We start from the raw sequence: 12,304 nt of genomic DNA, 5'->3' as shown, positions 1-12,304 counted from the left end.
GTTAAAGGTATTTTCACATGATCATGCTAGTTAGTGAATAGACGAACTAAAACACCATCATCTTCCACGTCATGTACAAAAAATCCAACTCCATAGCTTGATGCTACAGCCATAATCACAGTCCAAAGTACTAAACTCGTCATCATCCAGCTGGTGACCAGCTTTCTTTTTGAACCGAAGCTCATTCCCATAAACGCTGAAATATGTGAGCCGACGAAAAAGGGACCGATGATTGTTAAGCCTGGCAAACCATACTTATCAAAAAGAACTCTTGCACGTTTCTCCTTCTTCGACTCTTGCATTTCCTCGACATGTGCTTCTGTCGTCTCGCCCTCCTCCTGAACCACATCCTTCGTACGCTTTTGTTTTCGTTTCTTCCGCCATACTTTAAATTTATCTACAAATACAATTAACAAAACAACTGTCAAAGCATTTCCTAAAAAAGCAAGTATGCCTGTTAGTACTGGCGACAGCCCACCGATGATCGCTAGTGGGATTACAGCAACAAGTTCAAATAACGGAATCGCTGCCAAAAGAAACACTAAAAAATACGATAAAAACATCGTCTCCATTCCCCTCTAAAATAAGTCATTTCTCACTAAGTAGCCAATCATTCCACGAACAATTATCCCTATACCTAAACTATTCGTAAGGACCCAATCGTATCCTCAAGTATGAAGAGCACTTACCTAATAGGAACAGCCATATTACCTTCGCCACCTATCCAACCTTGAAGACCTTTCACGGACTAAGTACCGTCACCTCCTCTCCTTCTTCTTTCATCTCGAAAATACTACTTAATAGCGAACTAGAAATAAATAATTCGCAATTTTACGCCAATTATCCAATTCCAATTATTTCAAATCTAACTAGATAACTCAATCTTTTATTTTGATAAATATGGAAAACTTTTTAACAGTCCAAAATAAATCGTCCAAGCTTCACTATTTCATCCGTTCAAAACTCTCCATCAATTAGCATTTAAAAAAGAACCCTTTAAAAAGGGCTCTCTCAACTGTTTTTACTAAATTATTTTGCATTCTCATCCGGTTGATGAAGACCAAAGATATTTCCTTCCGTGTCAAGGTAATAGGCCTGCCACGCCATTCCAGGCAATGCGTATTTGGCCATCGCTGTTTTGCCACCATTAGCAAGAACTTTCGATTCAGTAGCATCCAAATCTTCCACGCCCATTGTACAAGCATACCCATTGATTGCAGCATTACCTTCTGGAGGTGGACCTTGCCGTTTCATCAACGCTCCATCGATTCCTGGTTCTTTTGCATCACCAGTCACCACGCCAAGATAAGGCATGCCGGCATATTCACTCCAGTCTTCAAACTTCCAATCAAATACGTTCCCGTAGAACTTCTTAGCCCGTTCCATGTCATCTACATGAATTTCAAAATGAACAACTCGTCCCATAATTCCCTCCTAATTTCAGCAAGATTTGAGAAGGACATTCGGTTATGAAATCTGTTCTTATGTATCCTTCACGTATCTATATTCGAGTCATCATGTCATACTCCTTTACGACTTTTGGTTCAATTACTCATTCTTCTCCAAATTGTCTTTCCATTCCAATTGAGCTACAATCGCATATTCCGCCATTTTTACCGATTCAGGCAAAGTTTTGACATCGCTATCGTTCACTGACGACATTTGGTTCTCACTTGATCCAATTAAGTATGCCAAATACACCGTTTCTCCTTTTGTGATCGTGACTTCTTCTTCTATCTGTTCAAAGATAAATGCGCCCAGCTCTTTAGGCATATTGGTCGATCCTTTGCTGTATCCATCCGGTGATCCCATTGTAAAGTAAGCTACTTTTTCTTCCATTTGAAGTTGGAATGAGTGAAGAGCTTTATTGAAACGCTCTTGTTCATAATTTCCACCCCAGGTAACAAACTCTTCTTTTCCATCTTCTCCGTCTTTGTATACAACGATCGAAGTCACGAGCGCTTCTCCTTCTCCTACGGTCCCATCCACCGTATAAAAGGTTTTGAAATCGACTCCCATTTGATTCACGATGCTTTGCTCACGTTTTGATAGTTTGGCAGGCTTAATGTGTAAGGAACTTGCAGAAGTCTCTTGAGTAGAACCTTTCTCCTCCTGCTTTCCTTCATTGCTGCCTTCATTCGTACATGCTGCTAGAAGCAGAAATACTCCTAGTAAAGTGATAAATCGTTTCATCTTTGTTCCTCCGTCTTTCTATTTCAACCTATTGATTTGCCCTTTCTAAAACCACAATTCTCCTTTACGAAAGACCCCCACTTAGGAGGAGAGAAGAGTATAGCTTCTTATAATTTAATGATGCAACGAATCGACTCATCACCTTTTTGGTGTGCCCCCATATTATTTCATCTCATAAAAAAATAATCGCTCAAAACCAAAGCGATTACTTTTCTTTTCATTCAGTACTGTCCTTATGATGTTCTAACTTCTTTATTTCCAACTCAATCTTCTTAGCTTCAAGCTCTAGCTCTTTCATTTTTATATCTTTTTCTGTTTTCTTAACATAGCCATAATAGATGAGCGATAAACCAACGACGATCGTAAGATAAAAGAATAAACCCAATTTTTCATCCCCCTAATGTGATTAGTGTTTGCATATGCTACACAATCATATATTTGTTTCGATCGGAGCTGCAAGTCTGTATTCTATAAGAGCTCCTCTTTACTAAAATCCCCTTAATAATATGTGGTAATGGTTAAGACAAGACTAAAAATCGTAAATAGCACTGAACCATAAAAAACAGCACCTACATTTACTTTCAGTTCATTATCTTCTTGAACTTTCCACCCTGCCTCGCTTGCCTCAGCAGTAGCCCCTTTTGATAAAAATCCTCCGCTACTGTTAAAGAAGTAAAGCACAATGGTAAGCCCTAGAGCAATAAAGAAGCTCCATTCACTAAATGAAAAAGAAATGAATACACTTGCAGCCCATACGAGTATACCGATCACAAGCGATGCAATCACTGACCTTAAAATGACCTTTTTCACACATATCTCCCCTTCTTCTCATTAAGTTAATATCCAAAAATATTAAACAAACAAATGACGTAAGAACAAAAAGCCGTATAGTAGCGCTCCACCAATGAAAGTAAGCAATCCAACCAATAGAAAACCATAGACTAATCCCTTTCCCATGGCAAATAAGTCTAGAAACAAATTCTTAACTGAATGAAATAGTGTTTGCATAGCGCACCCCTTGAACATTTATCCCTTTTGTTATCTTAATTAGTTATACGAATGAAACGCATCAAATGTTTCACCCTTACCACATTATTCCTTCTTCCCATAATACAAAAGGAGCAGACAGGTTCTCCTCTCTGCTCCTTTTGTGTTATTTTAATTCTTGTTGCTTACCACCTGGCCGTTAACATCTTTCTTCTCGTATAAAATTCCACTCCGTCTGATCCGTTCGCATGAAGATCGCCATAGAAGGAATTCTTCCAACCTGAGAACGGGAAGAAAGCCATCGGGGCTGGTACGCCAATATTTACGCCTAGCATGCCAACTTCGATGTTTTCTCTGAAATATCGAACGTTGCTTCCGTCCTTTGTAAATAGGCAAGCCCCGTTTCCGAAGTCGGATTCATTCGTGAGCTCGATCGCTTCTTCTAGATTTTTCACTCGCACAATTGATAGCACTGGCGCGAAGATCTCGTCCTTCCAGATTTGCATAGAGGAGTTTACGTGATCAAAAATCGTTGGTCCGATAAAGTAGCCTTCATCGTTGTATGCTTCGTCGTTTCGGCCGTCGCGAATGAGCGTAGCACCTTCCTCCTTACCTTTACGGATATAGCTTTCCGTTCTTTCTTTATGTTCTTTACGGATAACCGGTCCTAAGAATACGTCTTCATCAAGGCCGTTGCCGATTTTTATTTCATCGGCTTTTTCGTTTAACTTTTGAAGCAATGGCTCCACAACATCATCTACCGCCACAACAACGGAGCAAGCCATGCATCGTTCGCCTGCAGAACCGTATGAAGCAGCGATGATTTCTTTAACCGCAGCGTCAAGATCAGCGTCAGCCATTACGATGGAATGGTTCTTCGCACCGGCAAGTGCCTGAACGCGTTTGCCGTTCGCAGCACCTGTTTTGTAGACATATTCGGCGACGGGCTGTGAGCCGACGAAGGAAATCGCAGGCACATCTTTGTGCTCTAGAAGCCCATTCACAACGTCATGTGCTCCGTGAACAATATTCAGAACGCCATCCGGTAAGCCCGCTTCTTTAAAGAGCTCTGCTAAGCGGTTTGCGAGTAGCGGCGTCCGCTCAGAAGGTTTAAGGACGAACGTATTCCCCATCGCGATTGCAAGTGGAAACATCCAGCACGGCACCATCATCGGGAAGTTAAATGGCGTAATGCCGCCTACAACACCAACAGGATAGCGATACATGCCTGATTCGAGATTCGTTGCGATATCCGGAAGCTGCTTGCCCATCATTAACGATGGCGCCCCGGCTGCAAACTCAACGCATTCGATCCCGCGCTGCACTTCACCCTGTGCTTCTTTAAAACTTTTACCATTCTCTTTTGTTAGCAATCTCGCAAGCTCGTCCCAATTGTCGACGAGCAGCTGCTGGTATTTAAATAGAATGCGCGCGCGTTTCGGAACGGGCGTTTTACTCCAGGTTTTGAAGGTAGCCTTCGCTACTTTCACTGCTTCATCAAGATCTGCTTTCGTTGAAATCGGAACCTGAGCAAGCTCCTCCCCTGTTGCCGGATTTGGAACAGCTTGAAATTGATCGGTATTCGCATCGACCCATTTACCATTAATATAGTTTTGTAGCACGTTCGTTGCCGTCGTAGCCATGTTTTCATTCCCCTTCCAGTTGTGTTAGCGAACCTTTTCTTCACTTATAAATTCATAGTCATAGCAAATCTCATAAAGTTCTTCTAATTCCGCCTGTGTAGGCAAGCGAGGATGATGTGCTGGGCTCCCGCTGTCTAATGCGTCTGCTGCCATTTTGCTAATAACCTGCTTGAACGTCGTCTCATCAATTCCCCAGGATTTTAAGTTCGGGATATTTAATGAGGCACAAAGACTTTTGATAGAAGAAACCGCCACATCTGCCGCTTCTTCATTTGAGAGTACCTCGCTTTCTTCTGTTTGAAACAATCTCCCGAGATCAGCGAGTCGATCGGCGCAGGAATCCTTACTGTATTCGAGTACAGCTGGAAGCAGCATCGCATTTGAATATCCATGCGGCACGTGAAAAAGAGCACCGATTGGACGCGACATGCCGTGCACAAGACAGACGGAAGCATTTGTAAAAGCCATACCCGCCTGGAGAGCACCTAAACTCATCGCTTCTCGTGCATCGAGATTCTCCCCATCATTGTAAGCGCTTTTAATATGACCGATAATGTGTCCAATCGCAGATAAAGCAAGCGTGTCTGTCTTCGGATGAGCTTGCTTTGAGAGGTACGCTTCCACCGCATGACTGAGGGCGTCAATTCCTGTTGCCGCGGTGACATGCTGTGGCGATGAGCGCGAGAGATACGGATCCACAATCGCAACTTCTGGCATGAAGGCGGGCTGTTTGATCATCATTTTCACATCAGTCGTTGTATTCGTAATAACGGTCACGTCCGTTGCTTCTGAGCCAGTTCCCGCTGTTGTTGGAATAGCGAGATGCGGTATCGGCGCCTTCTTTGCCATCGTTCTGTTCGCGCGATAGTCACCTATGTATCCTCCATTCGTCGCAAGAACGGCGATGGCTTTCGCCGTATCGATACAACTTCCCCCACCTAATGAAATAACGATCTCACAGTTCGTGTTTCGGAAAAGCACAAGCGCTTCAGACACATAATCGTCCGTTGGTTCAGACGCAACACCCGTGTAGATCTCACTTTCCACTCCCACCTGCTTCAAATAATCCTGACAATCCGTGACATAACCGAGATTCATCATCACCTCATCACTAACAATAAGGGCTTTCTGACCGCGACGAGCTGCTTCTGCGCCAATTTGTTTAAACGAATCTCTTCCATAGAGAATCGTTTGAGGTGTACGAAAAACCGCAAACTGTTCCACCATATCTCTCCTTTTCTTAAGTTCCTTAAGTATGAAGAACGTGCTGTTATCTGCGATGTTTTCAATATTGACTTGTCTCTTTACACTACTTTCTTGATATGAGGAGCTCATTCCTACTCATCGGTGAGAATTTCATCGTTTGTTTCGTTCAACAGCTGGTAATAAAAAGCATCCTAAGATTAAATGAGTTCCGTTTTGCTAGGTAAATAAACTGATAGAACATGTTTTAGGATGATGGTACCTAACATAATGTTAAAAGAGAAAAAAGGATCCACCCCATTTATTCCGAATACATATTATGTAAGTTCCATTAAAATCTATGCTGCTATTTCAAATCGATAATAATGGAAATATCACTGCACATCGTAATAGGAATAAGTTAGAGAGCTTACCAGCGAAAACTAAGATCATTCAATTATGAAAGGAGGGCCGTGATGAAGAAGTCACTTACCTTGCAGATTGCATTCCAATTTCTATTAACTTCAATAGGCATCCTACTAATTGGCTCACTTCCTTACTTGTTTTTTAATATGAAATCGCAACTAAACGTGCTCAAAATGATTGATAACAATTCGTTAAACAATACTTCGTTTTTATATGACACCATCGTACTTAATTTTGATGCATACGTTCATCACATGCTTCATCTCTTAAACGTCATCCTAACTGGCAATACCATTGAGTACTACGTTCGGGGGAGAGAGTTACCTTTATTCCCGGAATTCATGGATGTTTACCTTACTTCTATGTTTTACCTATTCATTTCTATCGTCCTAGCTCTTATCTTAGGAATCCTTCTTACATTCCTTACAATGTTACTTCCAGTTCATAAAAGAACTCTTCCTAAGGCTTTTCTTTTTATTATTGAATCATTGCCGGACATTTTCGTGATTTTAGTTGCACAATTAGGCATTATTTGGGTCTATAAAAAAACAAACTTTCTCCTTTTTAACATTTCCAGCGGTTTCGATGAAAACGCGATCGTTCTTCCGGTCCTAGTTCTATCACTACTGCCTGGTATATACATATATAAGTATTTGTTGTTGTCCTTTGAAGAAGAGGAGAAGCTTCTTTACGTAGAACTAGCACGAGGAAAGGGATTAAAGCGATCAAGAATTTTAGTGTTACACGTTTTTAGGAACTCCATTTTAACCTTATTTAACCATTTTAAGGGTGTCTTTCTTTTTGCAATCGCTAACTTATTAATGTTGGAGATTATCTTTAATATTAATGGGTTTATGACCTTCATTTTTGAGAATGGGGTACTGAATCCTGAAATACTAACCATGGGGCTGTTTATGGTATTTATCCCTTCTTTTATCATGTTCACAACAGGAAAAGTTACGCTAGAACACTACTTCAATATTGGTGGGAAGAATATATGAAGAAACAATTAATCCAACGCCCGTTGTTAATAGGAGGCACTCTCTTTATCTTATTCCTCCTTATAGGAAGTTTCGTATACACCACGTTTGCAGATCCGGCTCCACCTGAAAAAGTATTGTATGATGAGAATCATAATGCCATTGCCTTAGCACCTTTCCCGCCCTCCCTACGGTTTCCATTAGGGAGTGATCTCGATGGAAATAACTTCTTACTCATGCTACTCGAGGGGGCCAAGTATACCATTGGACTATCCATCATCGTTGCCTTTGGGCGAATGGTATTCTCATTCTTAGGCGGATATCTTTTGTTTAGATTACCGAGTGCTTTTCGAAAACTGTTAGCTGGGCTTGCAGATGCGCTTCACTATGCGCCGGTTACGATTTTCACCTACATATTGATCGCTCCCGTTGTGTTAACCTTCAGCTGGAGCTATGATACCGTAACGAAAGTCGTCTTCCCAATGCTCGTGCTTATTTTCATCAGTGTACCAGTACTTTCCCTTTACATTCAAAATGAACTCGATCTCATATCTAAAAAGGAATTCATAGAAAGCGCCAGGACAATGGGCGGAAGTAAATTTCATATTTTCAAAAACCATCTAGCACCTTTCCTGAATCCTAAGTTACTACTCCTTTTCGTTCAACAAGTCGGACAGGTCCTTGTTGTCTTTGCTCATCTTGGTCTTTTGAAAGTATTCATAGGCGGCACAGACGTCAGAGTTATTGAGTATGACATGGACACTGGAAAAGCCTTCACGGACTCATTTTCGATGTCAAATGAGTGGGCAGGGCTGATCGCTCAAAATTTCCAATACGTCTCTTCTTTTCCATGGATGATTCTTGCGCCCGTTACCGCCTTTGCATTAACCATTCTAGCAGTGAACTGTATCGTATATGACTTTACCTATCCTAAGCCTCTCAAATTGAAAAGAAAGAAAAAGAAGCTGCATACTTCAACGATAAAAAATGCCATACCACCGGAGAGTTTTGAATTCAAAAGCTAATCCAGTCTCATATAAGAAGTCATTCGATCAAGAATGGCTCTTTTTCATTTCGATTATCTTTGTAATGACGGAAAGGGAGGCGAATGTATTGAGAGCCTCTATCACAAATCCGATCTTGCTCACTCATCATAACTTCAGAAGAGCTTCATTTACAAAACCAAATGAAATAAGGAGCTTATCTTATGATTGATAAGCTCCGAGATACTTGAAAACTAGCTTCAGAAATATCTTCTAGTCCAAAAAAATTCTCACCCGGTAATGTTTAATGCTCTTCCTTCATGGATCTTTTAATATCAAAAAAACCTATCATTCCACACACCAATACGCCCAATAATAAAACACTTGTAAGAATCCAATGATCTCCCCAACTAGTGATGGCGCTAATTAGACAACTGAATGCTATAGCTATCGCTCCATACTTTTCTCGCCATTTATCTAATTTAGACATATAAGCACTCTTCATCAAACACCTCCATAAAACAATCAACCTTCATCAAGCGGAATAATATACACTAAATAATTCAAATAATTCTCTAATCCTATATTTTTAGCAATTACATTAGAAGGCTTATTTGCCTCTTCACAATCCCAGTAAGCAATCATACCCTTGCTCACACAATCTTTCACAACACAGTGGGCTGCCTTCTGACCTAATTTATTCCCCTGATACTCCTTTATTGTTTCTATATCTATACCGTGAACATTTTCAGCTACAAATCCTGAAAAGCATAAACTCACAATCATGTTTTGGTAGACAATACAATATCCAATACCTTTTCGAAAAAATTTCTCAGGAGAAGCCCAGAATCCCAAAACTTTCGAGTGTAAAATTCCTATGTTTTTAAGGTTTTTTTCCTTATTCCTATACAGCTCTTCATCGATTTTTAATATGTCATAACCACGTTTGATTGAAAGTTCACTATCACCTTTATAATGACCTCTCAACTTATAAACATTTTGATGTGATCGTTGTATGTGACGATGTTCAAAAATCCTTTCTATTATCTTATCCCATCTGGAATGGTTACCAATTGCTATAAAACTATTTAATCCGAGCTTCTTTGCTTCAGGAAAGATTACTTTATCAATAAAATCATTTATATGGGTGTTCAATAACTCATTTCTCTCATCTCCAATAAAGAAAAACCCATCATTATTACCCAACCAGATAAGACCTGTTTTAGGAGAATTAATTTGATCTACAAAAATCCTACCAGGGTTATTCTCTTCTATTACAGCTTTAACTTCTAAATGTCCTACATCATTTATTAACTTCTCGCATTTATAGAATTCAGCTTTATCAAGTTCACGAATCAATTAAAACCCTCCCCCAGAAATAACAAAAACCACTGGAATTCATCCCAATCATTTACAACATTTCTGATAGATCATCAATTATTTCTCTAACTTTATTTCACTCTTCTCCGAGATAGTAGAATAATAATACTGTGATGGAATCTTATTAATACAACTAGCTACTCAGAATTTTTTCTGTTTTTAGTAACTAAATTATATAAGCTGTTATGTTTATAATTGTAAGCAAACACGGAAATGAATAATGCGACCAGAATAGTAGATAAAACAATCTTAATTACCCCATATTTAGCATAAGCTCCAAAAAGCAACCCAAAAATTAAAGGATAACCAAACCACTTAGAAGAAAAAATCTCTCTAATAGAATTGATAATAAGAACCTCCAAACCCTAATAACATCATCCTGCAACCTTCTTACAGATAAGCTCCGACATAACTTGAATAAGCAAAGAACAATTTTGACTCCTATTTTTCTCATTTAGCTCTGAAACATGGGTATCAACACATTCAGTGAAACGATAATGCCTAGAGCTACTCCTATAACGACTGTGAAGTTACGGCCAGTATGTGCGCCATACTTTTTCTTGAATTGAACTCGTACCAAAGTGTAGACAATTGATGCACCAACCGCCACTAAGAATAATGACAGGGAAAACTTAAAAATAGTTTCTAACACTAGCCCTGTAATTAATGAAAGTAAGGTAAATTGGAGTATTTCTCCTGCCGTTTTCAAATCAATGCCTCCCCGTCTACATTTTTGAATGTTTTTAAGTCAGACTATACTAGGTTTTTACTAGATGATGTAGCAAAAGAGAATAACAATTTTGAAAAAAGGGCTTCAGAAGTTGTAAATGATACCGGAATATCTGATAGAATAACATTTTGTGGCCAAATGAAAGAAAACCTATAAAAAAACCTAAGGACATAAAAGTTACGGTCAAAGTCCTATTGGCGATTATTTTAATAAGAAGACACACCTTTTTCTTTCCAAATATTGCTTCATAATTTTAAATCCATTATCCATGCTCATCCTCATATTGCCAACTATATTTCCCTACATAACCGTACTCATTTGGCGAATTAAGAAAACGGCCATTTCAAATTAGTAGGTATCTTTCTTATTTCTCTTAAATCGATTAACAACTAAACCTGAAAGAGCAGATAGCAAAGTTACGATGAACCCTGTTGTCGGATTCAAGCTTTCCGAAAACTCCAACACACTCAATGTTAGGAGTAATATCGGGAAAAAAACTAGAAAGAAAACCTTTGTTTTCAAACTCATATATGTCCTCCTAAATCTATGATCAACTAAATCCCCCCAACTTCTAATACCAATTATTTCAAATTAGTTAAAGCAGTTCAATATTTTCTTAAATATAATAGAAGCTTACCTTATACAGATAAGCTCCAAAATTTTTAAGGATTTTTTTACATTTCACCTTTATATATTGACTATATTAATCAAACATAAAAATGAGTGCCATAACTGACATTGTCATTAAAATGAATGCACTAATAATAAAGGTAACGACTGAAGCGAAAATATATTTTCCCTTCTTAGAATAATAAATAGAGCTAGCTATAGCCAATAGAAATAGTATAGGAGAAATCACAATTCCATATGAGCCCAATGTTAGTATAGCTAGTAATAAAAATAGTAAAGGCAAGTATCTCAGCTCCTATTTTTCTTTTGTTCAGTTATCCTGCCCCTTCGTTCAATAACAGTACAATATTTTCTATGTAACCTTAGTAAACCCCAAAATCCTCCCATATAAAATGATTGATGGGCTATTCGTTAAATCAAAAACCATAACCTTTCTATTAAGCTTCATTTTTTATATAAATCTATTTAAATATTCGCCAAATATTTTGTTCATAACTTTCGGGGTATTTTCTAAATAAACATTCATTTGTTCAATGTTCGATTCGAATTTATTAGCGTTTCTTTCATCCGTTGGAAAATCAGATATTCCTTTAATAATAATGCATTCAACATCATTCTTCTTACAAATTTAAGCAATTGCTCCCGCTTCTGTATCCGCTATGGTTATTTCGTTTTTTTTCAGTTCTAAATAGTCCTTCCACATAACGACTGCTTTATCAGCGGTGCCAATTGTTCCTTTATCAAAATCATCTCCATATTTTGATAGATCAATATGAACGATGAAGGATTGTTTAATAAAAGGCTCAATTTCTTTTACCGTGCAATCATATTGAACGGCTTTGTCGGGCACAAAAATATCTAAATGACGAAACTGATCATCTATTCCTGCACATGTTCCAGCAACGATTACTTTAGTTAAATTAAATTTAGAAATCATATACTGATTACCACCAACACCATTTACTTTTCTTATACCAGTACTATAAAAAACAAGTTCGGTATCATTCATTGTTCTCATGAAATACTCCCCATATGGATAACCGAAACGTTCGTTATCTCTTATTCCGAAGTATTCCAAAGTTGCTTCGTACTCCCACTTCGTTGCTATGCTTATTCCTATCATCGACTAATCACCCTACATAAATAATTTTTCACTATTAGGTGGCTATA

General features: G+C 38.6%; 15 protein-coding genes and 1 pseudogene. 2 read left to right on the top strand and 14 right to left on the bottom strand.

From position 1 onward, the window contains the following. Window positions 1-26: 26 nt before the first annotated feature. From AC0VYJ_RS06400 to AC0VYJ_RS06365, 8 genes are all read right to left on the bottom strand, one after another. Window positions 27-563, bottom strand: a complete 537-nt coding sequence (locus AC0VYJ_RS06400) for a small multi-drug export protein (protein ID WP_475366883.1) — start codon at window positions 561-563, stop codon at window positions 27-29. A 466-nt stretch (window positions 564-1,029) separates the two neighbouring features. Then, a complete protein-coding gene (locus tag AC0VYJ_RS06395; protein ID WP_430245108.1) occupies window positions 1,030-1,425 on the bottom strand; it encodes a VOC family protein in 396 nt (131 codons plus the stop codon). Between the two features lie 123 nt (window positions 1,426-1,548). After that, window positions 1,549-2,193 carry a hypothetical protein gene (locus AC0VYJ_RS06390; protein ID WP_475366882.1) on the bottom strand — a complete coding sequence of 215 codons (645 nt, stop codon included), beginning with the start codon at window positions 2,191-2,193 and terminating at the stop codon, window positions 1,549-1,551. A gap of 217 nt (window positions 2,194-2,410) precedes the next feature. Beyond that, window positions 2,411-2,578 carry a hypothetical protein gene (locus AC0VYJ_RS06385; RefSeq protein WP_283152685.1) on the bottom strand — a complete coding sequence of 56 codons (168 nt, stop codon included), beginning with the start codon at window positions 2,576-2,578 and terminating at the stop codon, window positions 2,411-2,413. Window positions 2,579-2,691: 113 nt separating this feature from the next. Next, window positions 2,692-3,003: a hypothetical protein gene (locus AC0VYJ_RS06380; protein WP_475366881.1), complete on the bottom strand. Its 312-nt coding sequence runs from the start codon at window positions 3,001-3,003 to the stop codon at window positions 2,692-2,694. Window positions 3,004-3,045: 42 nt separating this feature from the next. Next, entirely contained in the window at window positions 3,046-3,201 is a 156-nt protein-coding gene (locus AC0VYJ_RS06375) for a hypothetical protein (RefSeq protein WP_194220706.1), read from the bottom strand. 164 nt (window positions 3,202-3,365) lie between these two features. Next, window positions 3,366-4,823, bottom strand: a complete 1,458-nt coding sequence (locus tag AC0VYJ_RS06370; protein ID WP_475366880.1) for a CoA-acylating methylmalonate-semialdehyde dehydrogenase — start codon at window positions 4,821-4,823, stop codon at window positions 3,366-3,368. Window positions 4,824-4,847: 24 nt separating this feature from the next. Then, window positions 4,848-6,047, bottom strand: coding sequence for an iron-containing alcohol dehydrogenase (locus tag AC0VYJ_RS06365; protein ID WP_475366879.1), 1,200 nt, complete (start codon window positions 6,045-6,047; stop codon window positions 4,848-4,850). A 434-nt stretch (window positions 6,048-6,481) separates the two neighbouring features. On the opposite strand from AC0VYJ_RS06365, the gene AC0VYJ_RS06360 reads away from it, so the two are divergent. After that, window positions 6,482-7,432, top strand: coding sequence for an ABC transporter permease subunit (locus tag AC0VYJ_RS06360; protein WP_475366878.1), 951 nt, complete (start codon window positions 6,482-6,484; stop codon window positions 7,430-7,432). Then, window positions 7,429-8,436: a hypothetical protein gene (locus tag AC0VYJ_RS06355; RefSeq protein ID WP_475366877.1), complete on the top strand. Its 1,008-nt coding sequence runs from the start codon at window positions 7,429-7,431 to the stop codon at window positions 8,434-8,436. The genes AC0VYJ_RS06360 and AC0VYJ_RS06355 overlap by 4 nt, the downstream gene beginning before the upstream one ends. Before the next feature lie 262 nt (window positions 8,437-8,698). Here AC0VYJ_RS06355 and AC0VYJ_RS06350 read toward each other — a convergent pair whose 3' ends face one another. The 6 genes and pseudogenes from AC0VYJ_RS06350 to AC0VYJ_RS06325 form a co-directional block, all read right to left on the bottom strand. Next, complete coding sequence (locus AC0VYJ_RS06350) at window positions 8,699-8,899, bottom strand: hypothetical protein (RefSeq protein WP_475366876.1); 201 nt, start codon at window positions 8,897-8,899, stop codon at window positions 8,699-8,701. 20 nt (window positions 8,900-8,919) lie between these two features. Beyond that, on the bottom strand, window positions 8,920-9,753 hold the full coding sequence (locus AC0VYJ_RS06345) for a GNAT family N-acetyltransferase (protein ID WP_475366875.1): 834 nt from the start codon (window positions 9,751-9,753) through the stop codon (window positions 8,920-8,922). Between the two features lie 475 nt (window positions 9,754-10,228). Beyond that, the gene (locus AC0VYJ_RS06340; protein ID WP_475366874.1) at window positions 10,229-10,483 is read right to left on the bottom strand and encodes a hypothetical protein; all 255 of its coding nucleotides are present in this window, start codon (window positions 10,481-10,483) and stop codon (window positions 10,229-10,231) included. A 369-nt stretch (window positions 10,484-10,852) separates the two neighbouring features. Beyond that, window positions 10,853-11,032, bottom strand: a complete 180-nt coding sequence (locus tag AC0VYJ_RS06335) for a hypothetical protein (RefSeq protein ID WP_430245134.1) — start codon at window positions 11,030-11,032, stop codon at window positions 10,853-10,855. A gap of 175 nt (window positions 11,033-11,207) precedes the next feature. Next, a complete protein-coding gene (locus AC0VYJ_RS06330) occupies window positions 11,208-11,417 on the bottom strand; it encodes a hypothetical protein (protein WP_475366873.1) in 210 nt (69 codons plus the stop codon). Window positions 11,418-11,585: 168 nt separating this feature from the next. Then, window positions 11,586-12,257, bottom strand: a pseudogene (locus AC0VYJ_RS06325) (5'-methylthioadenosine/S-adenosylhomocysteine nucleosidase family protein). Between the last annotated feature and the right edge of the window lie 47 nt (window positions 12,258-12,304).

Source organism: Anaerobacillus sp. 63XJN7_5_ISO-PGPR-S23-430, assembly GCF_056173695.1.
This window is presented reverse-complemented; position numbering and strand designations above follow the sequence as displayed.